Raw genomic sequence first — 15,468 nt, 5'->3', positions numbered from 1 at the left:
TTGAGTAAAAAAGCATGGAAACATCCCTCACCAACCTGCTGGATTTTGATCCGGAGCAACTAGTCGCCTACTGCGCGGAGCTGGGGGAGAAGCCTTTCCGTGCCAAACAGCTGCAGCGCTGGATCCACCAGTTCGGTGCATCCGACTTTGACAGCATGACCGACCTCGCCAAGTCCTTGCGCGAGAAGCTGAAGACCCGCGCCCACATCGTGGCGCCAACTGTCATCAGCGACCATACTTCCGCCGACGGCACCCGCAAATGGCTGGTGGACGTGGGCAATGGCAATGCCGTGGAAACCGTTTTCATCCCGGAAGAAAACCGCGGCACGCTGTGCATCTCGACCCAGGCCGGTTGCGCCGTGAATTGCCGTTTCTGCTCGACCGGCAAGCAGGGCTTCAACCGCAACCTGACCGTGGGCGAAATCATCGGCCAGCTGTGGATGGCCGAATTCGCGCTGCGCCAGACCAAAGGCATCGAACCCGGCCCGAAAGGCGAGCGCCAGATCACCAATGTGGTGATGATGGGCATGGGCGAGCCGCTGCTGAATTACGGACCGACCGCCACCGCACTCAAGCTGATGCTGGACGATAACGCCTACGGCCTGTCGCGCCGCCGCGTGACCCTGTCCACCTCGGGCGTGGTGCCGATGATCGACAAGCTGTCGCAGGACGTGCCGGTGGCGCTGGCCGTATCGCTGCACGCCTCCAACGACAAGCTGCGCGACGAGCTGGTCCCGCTGAACAAGAAGTACCCGCTGAAGGAACTGCTGGCGGCGTGCAAGCGCTACCTGGAGTTCGCGCCGCGCGACTTCATCACATTCGAGTACTGCATGCTCGATAACTACAACGACACGGATGAACATGCGCGCGAGCTGATCGCGCTGGTGAACCACCCGGAGTTCGGTGTCAATTGCAAGTTCAACCTGATTCCTTTCAACCCCTTCCCGGAATCGGGCCTGCTGCGCTCCAAGAACCCGCGCATCAAGGCCTTCGCCGAAATTCTGATGAATGCGGGCATCGTAACCACCATCCGCAAGACGCGCGGCGATGATATCGACGCGGCTTGCGGGCAGCTGGCGGGCGAAGTGAAAGATCGCACCCGCGTGGCTGAACGGATGGAAAAGATGACCGAATACCAGAAGAAGTACGGCGCCGATTTCGGCAAGATTGTGGAGATTCGTTCCTGATGACCGATTTCGCCCAGCGCCGCTTCAAGTGCCTGGCCGCGGTCGTGCTGGCCGGCGTATTGGCGGGCTGCGCGACTTCGGGGCATGGCCCCAGCGGCAGAGAAGATCTGAAGACCCTTTCCGACCAGACTTCCGCGCAGAAGCGCGCCGAGATCCGCATGCAGCTCGCGATCGGCTACTTCGAGCAGGGTAACTACCCGATTGCGCTCGACGAGGTGAAAAAGGCGATCGCTGCCGATCCGCAGGGCGCCAATGGCTACAGCCTGCGCGCCATCATCTACATGCGCATGGGCGAGAAGGACCTGGCGAACGACAACTTCCTGCAGGCGCTGAAGCTGGCGCCAAACGATCCTGACCTGAACAATAATTACGGGTCCTTCCTGTGCCAGAACGACCGCGTCAAGGAATCGTTCAAGCATTTCGATGCAGCGCTGGCGAACCGCAATTACCGCTCGCCGGCCGGTGCCATGAACAATGCGGGCAACTGCGCGCTGAAGGTCAAGGACATCGACCTGGCCGAGCGCTACCTGCTGGGCGCCTTGAAGCTGACGCCGGACGTGCCGGAAACGAATATCGGCCTGGCCAAGGTGTACTATGCGCGGCGCGATTATCCGCGCGCCAGCTTCTTTATCACGCAATTGCACAAGGTAGCGAAGCTGGACAGCCTGCCGGCCGACATACTGTGGCTGGCGATCAAGGTGCAGCACAAGATGGGCGATGAGGGTCTGGAGCAGGGCTTCGCGACCCAATTGCGGCGTCACCACGCCCAGTCGCCGGAGTACGCAGCGTATCAACGTGGGGCGTTTGATGAGTGAGAACGGGGAACCAATGGATTCTGAGCAGGACAAGCCGACCAGCCGGCAGCAAGCTTCCGCGCCCGGGGCAGCACTGGCAGCGGCACGCGAGGCGATGGGGCTGTCGGTCGAGCAGGTTGCCGACCAGCTGAAGCTGGCGCCGCGCCAGGTGGTGGCGATCGAACAGGGCGATTTCGATGCCTTGCCAAACCGCGCGGTGACGCGTGGTTTCATCCGCGCTTACGCGAAGGCAGTACGGCTCGACCCGGCGCCGCTGGTGGCGATGGTGGAAGTGGAAGGGGCGGCAGGGCATGCCGATGCGACCGTGCGCCCGACCATGGTGAAGGCTTCGTTCCAGGAGTCGCGCTTCCCTTCGCTGAACGAACGCAATAACGGCAAGCCGCTGGGCGCGATCGTGGCCGGCGTGGGTGTGCTGGCATTGCTTGGCCTGGCCGCGGCCTGGCAGATGGGCATCCTGTCGCCGCTGACGCTGGCGACCCGCGGCGGGCTCACTGCGCCTGCTGCTCCGGCCGAGCCTGCGGTGCCTGTGGTAACGCAAGCGGGTGTGCAGCCTGCCGAAGCGCCAATGCAGACGCAGAACGTGCCGTTGATTTCGGTGCCGCCGCAACCAGGCAGCAATACTGCGCCGGATGCGGTGGCGGGCGTCGGCGTGCCTGCGCAAGCGGCTGTACCAGCAGCCGCGCCGGGCACCGTCCCGGCCATGGCTCCTGGCATGACCACGACATCGGGCGGCGTTGCTGCGCCGGCAACTGCGCCCGTGACGGCGCCAGGCAATGCCGCAGGCGCGCCTGTAGCGGGCGTCGCCCCGGTCAACCGCGCTGCACCGACCGTTGGCGGTGCGCCAGCCGTTGGCACGGCGCCGGCAACCACGACGCCAGCTTCGCCGGGCCTGATCCCGGCCAAGCCAACGGCGGTTGCTCCAGCCGCTGCGCAGGGCACCGCACCGGTTGCAACCGCGCCGGCCGTGCCGGCAACGGTAGCTGGGGCAGCTCCCGCGGTAGGTACTGCCGGCGGCAAGCTGGTGCTGACGGTGAAGGAAGATTCGTGGGTCGAGATTCGCCGCGCCGGCCAGCCCAACCTGACCCGTGGCACTGTGAAGGCCGGCAGCACCCAGACCTTCAACGTGCGCGCCGATGACGTGCTGATCGTCGGCAAGCCGAGCGCCGTGAGCGCCAGCCTGGCGGGCGGCAAGCTGGAATTGACGCAAGGTCCGGGCAAGTCGTATGCCCTCGTGAACATCAAGTAATAAGAGTAGCCAAGCATGTCTTCTTCGAACAACCCGATCCCATCCGGACCACTGGCGCGCCGTGCCAGCCGCCGCGTGCTGGTGCAGCATGGCGAGCGCAAGATCTGGGTCGGTGGCGACGCGCCTGTGGTGGTGCAGTCGATGACCAATACCGACACCGCCGACGCGGTGGCGACGGCGATCCAGATCAAGGAACTGGCACGCGCCGGTTCCGAGCTGGTGCGATTGACGGTGGACCGCCCGGAGTCGGCTGCCGCCGTGCCTTACATCCGCGACCAGCTGGACAAGATGGGCATCGACGTGCCGCTGGTGGGCGACTTCCACTACAACGGCCACACCCTGCTGACCGAGTACCCGGACTGTGCCGCGGCGCTGTCGAAGTACCGCATCAACCCGGGCAACGTGGGCAAGGGCGCCAGGCGCGACACGCAATTCGCGCAGATGATCGACGTGGCGGCCAAGTACGGCAAGCCGGTGCGCATCGGCGTCAACTGGGGCTCGCTGGACCAGGCGCTGCTGGCACGCATCATGGACGAAAACGCGGCACGCGAAAATCCATGGACCGCGCAGGCCGTGATGTACGAAGCGCTGATCACTTCCGCGATTGAAAACGCGGTGCGCGCGGAAGAACTGGGCCTGGCGCGCGACAAGATCATCCTGTCGTGCAAGGTGTCCGGCGTGCAGGACCTGATCGCGGTGTACCGTGAACTGGGCAAGCGCTGCGACTATCCGCTGCACCTGGGCCTGACCGAGGCGGGCATGGGCAGCAAGGGCATCGTGGCGTCGACCGCCGCGCTGTCGGTGCTGCTACAGGAAGGCATCGGCGACACCATCCGCATTTCCCTGACCCCGGAACCGGGCGGCGACCGCACCAGGGAAGTGGTGGTGGGCCAGGAAATCCTGCAGACCATGGGCCTGCGCAAGTTCACCCCGATGGTGATCGCCTGCCCGGGCTGCGGCCGTACCACGTCCACCGTGTTCCAGGAACTGGCGGACGATATCCAGAGCTACCTGCGCGAGCAGATGCCGGAATGGAAAAAGACCTACCCGGGCGTGGAGGCGATGAACGTGGCCGTGATGGGCTGCATCGTCAACGGCCCGGGCGAATCGAAACATGCGAACATCGGCATCAGCCTGCCGGGCACCGGCGAATCGCCGGCCGCTCCGGTTTTCGTCGACGGCCAAAAGGTGGCGACGCTGCGCGGCGATAGTATCGTCAGCGAATTCCAGGCGATCGTGCTCGACTACGTACAGAAAAACTATAGCAAAGCAGCTTAAAGAACATGTCCAATAAAGCAGACAAAATCTCGGCAATCAAGGGGATGAACGATCTCCTGCCGGCCGACGCCCACTTGTGGGAAATCTTCGAGAACACCGCGCAGTCCGTGGTGCAGAGCTACGGCTTCCAGCAGATCCGCACCCCGATCGTGGAAGAAACCCGCCTGTTCTCGCGCGCCATCGGCGCCGTGACCGACATCGTCGAGAAGGAGATGTATTCCTTCGAAGACTCCATGAACGGCGACCAGTTGACCCTGCGCCCGGAAGGCACCGCCGGCGTGGTGCGCGCCGTGCTGGAACATAACCTGGTGTACGAAGGCCCCAAGCGCCTGTGGTACAAGGGCCCGATGTTCCGCCACGAGCGTCCGCAGCGCGGCCGCTACCGCCAGTTCCACCAGTTCGGCGCGGAAGCTGTGGGCTTCACCGGCCCGGACGTGGACGCCGAAATGATCGTGATGTGCCGCCGCCTGTGGGATGACCTGGGCCTGGAAAACATCCGCCTGGAAATCAACTCCATCGGCGATGCCGAGGAGCGTGCACGCCACCGCGTCGACCTGATCGCCTACCTGCAGCAGCACGAAGAGCACCTCGACGCCGACGCCAAGCGCCGCCTGCATACCAATCCGCTGCGCATCCTCGATACCAAGAACCCGGACCTGCAAGGCATCGTCAACAGCGCGCCGAAGCTGCTGGACTACCTGGGCGATGAATCGCGTGCGCACTTCGAAGGCGTGAAGAAGATCCTCGACGCCAACGCGATCCAGTACACCGTCAACACCCGCCTGGTGCGCGGCATCGACTACTACAACCGCACCGTGTTCGAATGGGTCACCGACGAACTGGGCGCGCAGGGCACCGTGTGCGCCGGCGGCCGTTACGACCCGCTGATCGAAATGTTCGGCGGCAAGCCAACCCCTGCGGTCGGCTTTGCGATGGGCATCGAGCGCCTGATCGAACTGATGAAAGGCGCCGGCGACACCGCAGCGCCGCGCCAGTGCGACGTGTACCTGGTGCACCAGGGCGAAGCGGCGCGCATGCAAGCCTTCATCATCGGCGAGCGCCTGCGCGACGCCGGCCTGGACGTGATCCTGCACTGCGGCGGCCTGAATGGCGCCGGCAGCTTCAAGTCGCAGATGAAAAAAGCCGACGGCTCCGGCGCAAGCTTCGCAGTCATCATCGGCGAAGACGAAGTGGCCAATAACACTGCCGTCGTCAAGGCAATGCGCGCTGAAGAAGGCGAGGGCCAGCAGCAAACCGTCGCGTTTGAAGGCGTTGTCGATTACGTCGTGGACCAGATCACATGCGGAGACGATTGTGACCACGACCATCACCACCACCATTAATTAAAGAAACAGGCAGACTGAAACATGGCATACGATCTCGACGAACAAGAACAGCTTGCTAACCTCAAGGCATGGTGGGCAAAGTACGGCAACCTGACCACCTGGGTGGTGATCGCAGGCCTGGCCGCCTATTCGGGCTGGAACGGCTGGAACTACTACCAGCGCAACCAGGCGGCGCAAGCCTCCGTGCTGTTTGACGAACTGCAGAGCGCTGTCAACGCCAAGGACAATGCCAAGGTGGCGCGCGTGGCGGGCGACATCGAGACCAAGTTCGGCCGCACCGCCTATGCTTCGCTGGGCGCACTGAGCGCTGCCAAGTCCTTCTTCGATGCCAATGACCTGAAGTCTGCCAAGGCCCAGCTGGAGTGGGTGGTTGCGCACGGCAACGATGAACACAAGAACATCGCGTCGATCCGCCTGGCCGGCGTGCTGCTGGACGAGAAGGCCTACGACGCCGCGCTGAAGGCGCTGGCCGTGGCAGCGCTGCCGCAGTTCAAGGCTTCCGTGGAGGACCGCAAGGGCGACATCCTGGCTGCCCAGAACAAGATGGAAGAGGCCCGCACTGCCTACAAGGCAGCACTGGAAGCGGCCGAGAAGAACAATCCCGGCCGCCAGCTGATCCAGCTCAAGCTCGAATCCATTGGCGGCACGGTGCCGGAAGTGAAGGCCTGATCCGATGCTTGCCACCCGTACTGTTATTGCGCTGGGCGTCGTAGCGCTGGCTGCCGGCTGCGGCAGCCTGAATCCGTTCAAGAAGGAAGACAAGTTCGCGCCGGCCAAGCTGGAAGAACTGAAGTCCGGCGTGCCGGCCCGCATCGTCTGGAAGCACAGCACCGGCAAGGCGGGCGTCAACGTGTTCACGCCTGCGCTGGCAGACAACAGCGTGTTCGTGGCCGATGCCGACGGCGTGATCGAGCGCCTGGATGCCGCCAGCGGCAAGGTGCAGTGGCGCAGCAAGACCGGCGCCGACCTGACCGCCGGCGTCGGCGTCAGCCCGGATGGCAAGCTGGTGGCAGTGGGCGCTGTCAAAGGCCAGCTGATGGCCTTCGATGGCAGCGGCAAGGCGCTGTGGAAAGTCCAGGCGTCGAGCGAAATCCTCTCTTCGCCGGCAGTCGGCAACGACGTGGTGATCGTGCGCACCGTGGATAACAAGGTCACCGCCTATGACGCGGCCGATGGCAAGAAGCGCTGGTTCATCCAGCGTGTCACGCCGCCGCTGACGCTGCGTAATATGCCAGGCCTGGTGATCGCCAACAACAATGTGTACGCGGCGCAGCCTGCTGGCCGCATCCTGGCGATGGCGCTGTCAAACGGCGTGCCGCGCTTTGAAGTGCCGCTGTCCGAACCGCGCGGCGCGACTGAACTGGAACGCGTGTCCGACATCAGCGGCACCCCGACCGTGTTCGAGCAAGACCTGTGCGCGGTGAGCTACCAGGGCAAGGTGGGCTGCCTGGACATCAATACCGGCGTGGCCCGCTGGACCAAGCCCGCATCGTCGGACGTGGGCGTGGGCGTGGACCAGCGCTTCGTGTTCGTGTCGGACGAGAAGGGCGCCGTGCAGGCCTTTGCCCGCGAAGGCGGCGCATCGGCATGGAAGAACGAGAAGCTGGCATACCGCCGCTTGTCGGCTCCGGTTTCCTATGGCCGTTTCGTGGCCGTGGGCGACCTCGAAGGTTATGTGCACTTCCTGTCGCGGGAAGACGGCACGATTTTAGGTCGGATCAGCACCGACGGCAGCGCCATCAAGTCGGCGCCGCTGTTGTCGGGTCCGAATGTGATTTTCCAAACCCAGAATGGGACTGTGGCCGCTATCGCGGTCGAATAAAAATAATATGAAGCCGGTAATTGCACTTGTTGGTCGCCCGAACGTCGGGAAATCGACCTTATTCAATCGACTGACCCGCTCGCGCGATGCGCTGGTGGCGGACCTCCCTGGCCTGACGCGCGATCGTCACTATGGCGAGGGCCGCGTGGGCAATCGCCCGTTCCTGGTCATCGATACCGGCGGTTTCGAACCGGTTGCCAAGGAAGGCATCATGTTCCAGATGGCCCTGCAGACCAAGCAGGCCGTGGCCGAAGCCGACGTGGTGGTGTTCCTGGTCGATGGCCGCCAGGGCATGACCCCGCACGACAAGACGATTACCGATTTCCTGCGCAAATCCGGCCGTCCGGTGCTGCTCGTGGTGAACAAGGCCGAAGGCATGCGCTATACCGCTGCCGTATCGGACTTCTACGAGCTGGGACTGGGCGATCCGTATGCGATTTCCGGCGCCCACGGCGACGGCGTGCACGACCTGGTGGCCGAAGCGCTGGACAAGGCTTTCGCCTGGCGCCCGGCCGACGAGGAAGAACTGCTGCCGCAGGAACGCGGCGTGAAGATCGCCCTGGTAGGCCGCCCGAACGTGGGCAAGTCGACCCTGATCAACACCCTGGTGGGCGAAGAGCGCGTGATCGCCTTCGACATGCCGGGCACGACCCGCGATTCGATCGAGATCCCGTTCGAGCGCGACGGCAAGCAGTACACCCTGATCGACACGGCCGGTATCCGCCGCCGCGGCAAGGTGTTCGAGGCCATCGAGAAGTTCTCGGTAGTGAAGACGCTGCAGTCGATCTCGGAAGCCAATGTGGTGATCCTGATGCTCGATGCGCAGCAGGATATCTCCGAGCAGGATGCCCACATTGCGGGCTTCATCCTGGAGTCGGGCCGTGCCCTGGTGGTGGCGGTCAACAAGTGGGACGGCTTGCAGTCGGACGACCGCGACCAGGTGAAGATGGACATGGACCGCAAGCTGGACTTCCTGTCCTTCGCCAATACCCACTTCATCTCGGCCCTGCGCGGCACCGGCATCGGCCCGCTGATGAAATCCGTGAACGGCGCTTATGCCGCCGCCACGGCCGACCTGCCGACGCCCAAGCTGACCCGCGCCTTGCAGGAAGCGATCGAGAAGCAGGAACCGAAGCGCAAGGCTGGCGTGCGTCCGAAAATGCGCTATGCGCACCAGGGCGGCCAGAATCCGCCGATCATCGTCATCCACGGCAATTCGCTGGATGCGGTGTCCGAGCCGTACAAGCGCTATCTGGAGAAGCATTTCCGCGATAGTTTCAAGCTGGTCGGCACCCCGCTGCGGATTGAGTTGCGCAACGGCAAGAATCCTTTCGACAAGCGCGAGAAGGCTTGATCAGCGAGTTCAGGGCCGGCATTTGCGGAGCAAATGCCGGCCCTGACCCCGGAATAAGCTGACCTTAAGGTTTATCCGGCTGCAAGATTTAAAAAAACAAGGTACAGTGTCTTTGGAGCAGCATCCCCAGCACTTGAAAAACAGGCGCAGCGTCTCCAATTCGTACACAACAACATAAAACGGAGCTGTTATGAGCAATAAAGGGCAATTGTTACAAGACCCATTCCTGAACGCGCTGCGTAAAGAGCACGTTCCAGTCTCGATCTACCTGGTCAACGGCATCAAGCTGCAGGGTCATATCGAGTCTTTCGACCAATACGTGGTCCTGCTGCGTAACACCGTGACCCAGATGGTTTACAAGCACGCCATTTCCACCGTGGTGCCTGCCCGCGCCGTCAACCTGAACATGGATAACTCCTCCGAGGCAGCGGAGTAAGCCACTTCGTATGCGTGCAGCTTTAGTCGGGGTAGATTTCGGTCAGGGCGACTTTGCTGCCAGTATCGAGGAGTTGATGCTGCTGGCCCGCTCCGCGGGCGCAGAGCCGGTCACCACCATTACCGGCAAACGGTCTTCGCCGGATGCCGCGTATTTCGTCGGTAGCGGCAAGGCCGATGAAATCGGTCATGCAGTGCAAGACCACAAGCTCGAAATCGTCATCTTCAATCATGCGCTGTCCCCAGCCCAGCAGCGCAACCTGGAAAAACGCCTGAACGTCAGGGTGCTTGACCGCACCAGCCTGATCCTCGACATCTTTGCGCAGCGCGCGCAAAGCCACGAGGGCAAGCTGCAGGTCGAGCTGGCCCAGTTGCAGCACCTGGCCACGCGCCTGGTGCGCGGCTGGACCCACCTTGAGCGCCAGAAGGGCGGTATCGGCCTGCGCGGCCCCGGTGAAACCCAGCTCGAAACCGACCGCCGCCTGATCGGCGAACGCGTGAAGATGCTGCGTGCCCGCCTGGCCAAGCTGCGCAAGCAGCACGAGACCCAGCGCCGCGCCCGCGGCCGCAGCCACACGTTCTCGGTGTCCCTGGTCGGCTATACCAATGCCGGCAAGTCGACCCTGTTCAATACCATGACCAAGGCCGGCGTCTACGTCGCGGACCAGCTGTTCGCCACGCTCGATACGACCTCTCGCCGGGTCTACATGGGCGAGGAAATCGGCAACGTGGTGGTCTCCGACACGGTCGGCTTCGTGCGCGAATTGCCGCACCAGCTGGTGGCCGCCTTCCGCGCCACGCTGGAAGAGACCATTCATGCCGATTTGCTGCTGCACGTGGTCGACGGTTCGTCGCCGGTGCGCATGGAGCAGATCGAGCAGGTCAACCTGGTGCTGCGCGAGATCGGCGCCGACCATATTCCGCAGATCCTGGTGTGGAACAAGATCGATGCGGCAGGCCTGGAGCCGGCGGTCGAACGTAATGAGTATGATAAGATTTCCCGCGTATTCATCAGCGCACGCACGGGCGAAGGCCTGAACCTGCTGCGCGATGCAATCTGTGAGGCAGCACGGGATGAGCAGGAGGCGCTGGCCAACCCCAAGGAGGAGCTGGCGTCTGACAGTATTCTCAACTTTACCCAAGTAGGATCTCACTAAAAGAAAAATATGCCTTTTTCCTCTCTCAAGAAAAGACTCGGCAACTATATTGCCCAGGAAGGCAAAAAGCCCGGCGAAGGGCCGCCGGACCTCGATCAACTCTGGCGTGATTTCAACCAGCGCCTGAATGGCCTGTTCGGCGGCGGCAAGAACCGCGGCAGCAACCCGGGCGGTGGCGGCAATGGCGGCGGCGACATGAAGGGCGCCGGCTTCACTGTTGGCGCGGTCGCTTCGGTGGCAGCCCTGGTGTGGCTCGCCTCCGGCGCGTTCATCGTGCAGGAAGGCCAGACCGGCGTGGTCACCACGTTCGGCAAATTCAGCCACACCACGCCGGCCGGTTTCAACTGGCGCTGGCCGTATCCGTTCCAGGGCAATGAAATCGTCAACGTGTCCCAGGTGCGCACGGTCGAAGTAGGCTACCGCGGCAGCGCGAAGACCAAGATGGCTTCCGAAGCGCTGATGCTGACCGAAGACGAGAACATCATCGACATCCAGTTCGCCGTGCAGTACAAGGTAAGCGATCCGGTGAAGTGGCTGTATGCCAATCGCGATGCGGAAGGCACGGTAGGCCAGGTGGCCGAAACGGCGATCCGCGAAATCGTCGGCCGCAGCAAGATGGACTTCGTGCTGTATGAAGGCCGCGAAAAGGTCGCCACCGACACCCAGCAACTGATGCAGACCATCCTGGACCGCTACAACTCGGGCGCGCAAGTGACCAACGTGACGATGCAGGGCGTGCAGCCGCCGGAGCAGGTGCAGGCCGCGTTCGATGACGCCGTGAAAGCAGGGCAGGACCGCGAGCGCCAGAAGAACGAAGGCCAGGCCTATGCCAACGACATCGTGCCGAAAGCGCGCGGTGCGGCATTCCGCCTGATCCAGGAAGCCGAAGCCTACCGCGCCATGACGGTGCAGAATGCGACCGGTAACGCGGACCGCTTCAAGTCCGTGCTGGCCGAGTACCAGAAGGCGCCGGCCGTGACGCGCGACCGCATGTACCTGGACACCATGCAGCAGATCTTCTCCAACACCAGCAAGGTGATGGTCGATTCCAAGGCTGGCAGCAACCTGCTGTACCTGCCGCTGGACAAGCTGATCGCCCAGGTGGCAGCTACCGAGGGGCGCGCCGCCAGCGTGACGCCGCCGCCGCCAGCGGCCGTGCTGCTGCCGCCGGAACCGACATCCGACCCGAACCGCCGCGATGGCCGTTCGCGTGAATCGTCCCGTGACCGGGAGGGCCGTTAATGAATCGCTTTGCAACTATCCTGATTACCGGCTTCATCGCCCTGATGCTGCTGTCGTCCACCGTGTTCGTGGTGGACCAGCGCAAGTACGCCATCGTGTTCGCGCTGGGCGAAGTGAAGCAGGTGATCTCCGAGCCTGGCCTGCACTTCAAGCTGCCGCCGCCGTTCCAGAACGTGGTGTACCTGGACAAGCGCATCCAGACCCTGGACCCGAAAGAGGCTGACCGCTTCATTACCGCTGAAAAGATGAACATCCTGGTGGATGCCTTCGTCAAATGGAAGGTGACTGACCCGCGCCTGTACTTCGTCTCCTTCGGTGGCGACGAAAGCAGGGCCGGCGACCGCATGCAGCAGATCGTGAAGGCGGCGCTGAACGACGAAATTACCAAGCGCACCGTGCGCGAAGTGATCTCCGGCCAGCGCGGCAAGGTGATGGAATCGATCCGCAGCAAGGTGGTGGACGAGGCCAAGCAGATCGGCGTGGAAATCGTCGATGTGCGCCTGAAGCGCGTGGACTACGTTGAGCAGATCAACAACTCGGTATACGAGCGCATGAAGGCCGAGCGCTCCCGCGTGGCCAACGAAGCCCGTTCCACCGGCGCCGCCGAGTCGGAGCAGGTGCGCGCCGACGCCGACAAGCAGCGTACCGTGATCCTGGCAGAGGCTTACCGCGAAGCGGAAAAGATCAAAGGCGAGGGCGATGCCAAGGCGTCCCAGATCTATGCCGAAGCATTCGGCCGCAATCCGGAGTTCTACAAGTTCTACCGTTCGCTGGAAGCTTACCGTGCTTCCTTCAAGACCAAGGCTGACGTGATGCTGGTCGATCCGCAGTCCGACTTCTTCAAATACTTCAAGAGCGCAGGCTCCGGCAAGTAACAGTTTCAGCAGCTATGGCGCCGCTCCTGCGGCGCCATTTTTTTACCTGCACCGCAACAATTTCGCGTAAAATACGCGGTTTGGTCATCCGATTTTCCGGATGGCGTAGTTGCGCCTGCATTGTTTTTAATTCAATAGCACCAACCATGCCGAATTGGCTTTTGCCTGAATATATTGCCGACGTCTTGCCATCCGAAGCACGCAAGATCGAGGAGTTGCGCCGCCTGATGCTGGATAACTTCCGGCTGTACGGCTACGAGCTTGTGATGCCGCCGATGCTGGAGTACGTCGAGTCCCTGCTGACCGGCGCCGGTACCGACACGGACCTGCGCACGTTCAAGCTGGTGGACCAGATCTCCGGCCGCATGCTGGGCCTGCGCGCCGACATGACGACCCAGGTGGCGCGCATCGACGCCCACCTGCTGAATCGCGCCACCGTGACCCGCCTGTGCTATGCCGGCTCCGTGCTGCATACCCGGCCGTCCGGCCTGCATTCGACGCGAGAGCCTTACCAGATCGGCGCCGAAATCTACGGCCATGCCGGCCTTGAAGCGGACGCGGAAATCCAGGAACTGGCACTCGGCTCGCTGTCGCTGGCCGGTTTCACCGACATGCGCCTGGACCTGACCCACGTCGGCGTGCTGCGCGCGATCCTGGCGCAGGATCCTGCCGCGACCAGGGATTACGACGCCATCGTGGCCCTGCTGCGCGGCAAGGATGCGCCGGGGCTGCAGCAGCAGACCGCCAGGTACAACGAGGTGACCCGCGCCGCACTGCTGGCATTGCCGAACCTGTACGGCGACGTCGAAGTGCTGAAGCGCGCGCGCGAAGTGCTGCCGCCACTGCCGGGCATCACCCATGCGCTGGCGGAACTGGCTGCGCTGGCGGCATCGGCCATCGGCCGCGCCGAAGTGGCGATCGACCTGGCCGACCTGCGCGGCTACCAGTATGAGAGCGGCGCCATGTTCGCCCTGTACGTGCCGGGCCTGCCGAATGCGGTAGCACGCGGCGGCCGCTACGACCACGTGGGCGAAGCATTCGGCCGCGCGCGTCCGGCCACCGGCTTCTCGCTGGACCTGCGCGAACTGGCGCGCCTGCTGCCGACCGCGGAGCGCAAGCATTCGATCCGCGCGCCATGGGGCAATGCACCGGAATTGAAAGAAAAAATCGCCGAGCTGCGCAAGTCCGGCGAAGTTGTGATCCAGTCGCTGCCGGGTCATAACGATGAACAGGACGAGTTCGAGTGCGATCGCGCGCTGGTGCTCGACGAAAGTGGTAGTAACTGGATTCTCAAAAACTTAGGTTAATTGTGATGTCAAACAAAACTGCAAAGAACGTTGTTGTTATCGGCACCCAGTGGGGCGATGAAGGCAAAGGCAAGATCGTCGACTGGCTGACTGAACACGCCCAGGGCGTGGTGCGCTTCCAGGGCGGCCACAACGCGGGCCACACCCTCGTGATCGGCGGCGTCAAGACCGCCCTGCAGCTCATCCCTTCGGGCATCATGCGCCCAGGCGTGGCCTGCTACATCGGCAACGGTGTGGTGCTGTCCGTGCCTGACGTGCTGCGCGAAATCGACAAGCTGGAAGCAGCCGGCGTGGAAGTGGCTTCCCGCCTGAAGATCTCCGAGGCTTGCCCGGTCATCCTGCCTTACCACACGGCGCTGGACGCAGCGCGTGAAGCCGCCCGCGGCGCCGCCAAGATCGGCACCACCGGCAAGGGCATCGGCCCTGCATACGAAGACAAGGTCGCCCGCCGCGCCATCCGCGTGGCCGACCTGCTGAACGCCGAGCGCTTTGCAGAGAAGCTGAAAGAGAACCTGGACTACCACAACTACGTCCTGGAAAACTACCTCAAGGCGCCGAAGATCGATTACCAGAAGACCCTGGACGATGCGCTGGCCTACGTGCCGCGCCTGCGCCCGATGGTGACTGACGTGTCGTCCGCCCTGTACGCAACCCACAAGGCCGGCGGCTCGCTGCTGTTCGAAGGCGCGCAAGGCTCGCTGCTGGACGTCGACCACGGCACCTATCCGTTCGTCACCTCGTCGAACTGCGTGGCGGGTAACGCTGCTGCCGGCGCCGGCGTCGGTCCTGGCATGCTGCACTACATCCTGGGCATCACCAAGGCCTACACCACCCGCGTTGGTTCCGGCCCGTTCCCATCCGAACTGCCGACCGATGCAGGCGTCGGCCACCACCTGTCCTCCGTGGGCCACGAGTTCGGCACCGTGACCGGCCGTGCCCGTCGTTGCGGCTGGTTCGACGCAGCGCTGCTGCGCCGTTCGGTGCAGATCAACGGCGTGTCGGGCATGTGCCTGACCAAGCTGGACGTGCTGGACGGCCTGGAAACCCTGAAGATCTGCACCGGCTACACCATCAACGGCAAGCAGGTCGACATCTTCCCGGTCGGCGCCGAAGACGCTGCGCTGTGCCAGCCGATCTACGAAGAAATGCCAGGCTGGAAGGAAAGCACCGTCGGCGCCAAGTCGATGGACGCGCTGCCTGCCGCTGCCCGTGCTTACATCAAGCGCATTGAAGAAGTGGTCGGCGTGCCGATCGATATGGTTTCCACCGGCCCTGACCGCGAAGAGACCATCGTTCTGCGCCACCCGTTCGAGTAACGCATTGCAAGGCGGGCCACAAGCCCGCCCGTACCGGCCAGCGCCGGACAGTAGGGCGGGTCAATGACCCGCCTTTCCAATTTCAGAG

Annotated in this window: 14 protein-coding genes; all 14 read left to right on the top strand. The window is 63.2% G+C overall.

The features are described 5' to 3' along the window. The first annotated feature begins 14 nt into the window (after positions 1-14). The gene (gene rlmN, locus ACN9MW_RS23135) at positions 15-1,187 is read left to right on the top strand and encodes a 23S rRNA (adenine(2503)-C(2))-methyltransferase RlmN (protein ID WP_426163105.1); all 1,173 of its coding nucleotides are present in this window, start codon (positions 15-17) and stop codon (positions 1,185-1,187) included. After that, positions 1,187-2,002, top strand: coding sequence for a type IV pilus biogenesis/stability protein PilW (gene pilW / locus ACN9MW_RS23130; RefSeq protein WP_426163103.1), 816 nt, complete (start codon positions 1,187-1,189; stop codon positions 2,000-2,002). The genes rlmN and pilW overlap by 1 nt, the downstream gene beginning before the upstream one ends. A gap of 13 nt (positions 2,003-2,015) precedes the next feature. Beyond that, complete coding sequence (locus tag ACN9MW_RS23125) at positions 2,016-3,248, top strand: RodZ domain-containing protein (protein WP_426163100.1); 1,233 nt, start codon at positions 2,016-2,018, stop codon at positions 3,246-3,248. Positions 3,249-3,263: 15 nt separating this feature from the next. Beyond that, the gene (gene ispG, locus ACN9MW_RS23120) at positions 3,264-4,526 is read left to right on the top strand and encodes a flavodoxin-dependent (E)-4-hydroxy-3-methylbut-2-enyl-diphosphate synthase (RefSeq protein WP_426163098.1); all 1,263 of its coding nucleotides are present in this window, start codon (positions 3,264-3,266) and stop codon (positions 4,524-4,526) included. Between the two features lie 5 nt (positions 4,527-4,531). Beyond that, entirely contained in the window at positions 4,532-5,869 is a 1,338-nt protein-coding gene (gene hisS / locus ACN9MW_RS23115; protein ID WP_426163095.1) for a histidine--tRNA ligase, read from the top strand. 24 nt (positions 5,870-5,893) lie between these two features. Beyond that, entirely contained in the window at positions 5,894-6,541 is a 648-nt protein-coding gene (locus ACN9MW_RS23110) for a YfgM family protein (protein ID WP_426163092.1), read from the top strand. 4 nt (positions 6,542-6,545) lie between these two features. Then, positions 6,546-7,694, top strand: a complete 1,149-nt coding sequence (gene bamB / locus ACN9MW_RS23105; RefSeq protein WP_426163090.1) for an outer membrane protein assembly factor BamB — start codon at positions 6,546-6,548, stop codon at positions 7,692-7,694. 7 nt (positions 7,695-7,701) lie between these two features. Next, entirely contained in the window at positions 7,702-9,048 is a 1,347-nt protein-coding gene (gene der / locus ACN9MW_RS23100; RefSeq protein WP_426163087.1) for a ribosome biogenesis GTPase Der, read from the top strand. 190 nt (positions 9,049-9,238) lie between these two features. Continuing rightward, positions 9,239-9,484 (top strand): RNA chaperone Hfq, encoded by a 246-nt coding sequence (gene hfq / locus ACN9MW_RS23095; RefSeq protein ID WP_055931606.1) that lies wholly within the window; start codon positions 9,239-9,241, stop codon positions 9,482-9,484. A gap of 10 nt (positions 9,485-9,494) precedes the next feature. Next, complete coding sequence (gene hflX / locus ACN9MW_RS23090) at positions 9,495-10,640, top strand: GTPase HflX (protein WP_426163083.1); 1,146 nt, start codon at positions 9,495-9,497, stop codon at positions 10,638-10,640. 9 nt (positions 10,641-10,649) lie between these two features. After that, positions 10,650-11,882 (top strand): FtsH protease activity modulator HflK, encoded by a 1,233-nt coding sequence (gene hflK / locus ACN9MW_RS23085; protein WP_426163080.1) that lies wholly within the window; start codon positions 10,650-10,652, stop codon positions 11,880-11,882. Continuing rightward, positions 11,882-12,757, top strand: coding sequence for a protease modulator HflC (gene hflC / locus ACN9MW_RS23080; protein ID WP_426163078.1), 876 nt, complete (start codon positions 11,882-11,884; stop codon positions 12,755-12,757). The genes hflK and hflC overlap by 1 nt, the downstream gene beginning before the upstream one ends. Before the next feature lie 146 nt (positions 12,758-12,903). After that, positions 12,904-14,064, top strand: coding sequence for an ATP phosphoribosyltransferase regulatory subunit (locus tag ACN9MW_RS23075; RefSeq protein WP_426163076.1), 1,161 nt, complete (start codon positions 12,904-12,906; stop codon positions 14,062-14,064). Positions 14,065-14,069: 5 nt separating this feature from the next. Beyond that, positions 14,070-15,380, top strand: a complete 1,311-nt coding sequence (locus tag ACN9MW_RS23070) for an adenylosuccinate synthase (protein WP_426163074.1) — start codon at positions 14,070-14,072, stop codon at positions 15,378-15,380. Positions 15,381-15,468 lie beyond the last annotated feature (88 nt).

Origin of the sequence: Pseudoduganella sp. R-34 (assembly GCF_049904655.1) — a bacterium.
GTDB lineage: Bacteria > Pseudomonadota > Gammaproteobacteria > Burkholderiales > Burkholderiaceae_D > Rugamonas.
Note: the sequence above shows the minus strand (reverse complement) of the source record. Positions and strands in the feature narration are given on the sequence as shown.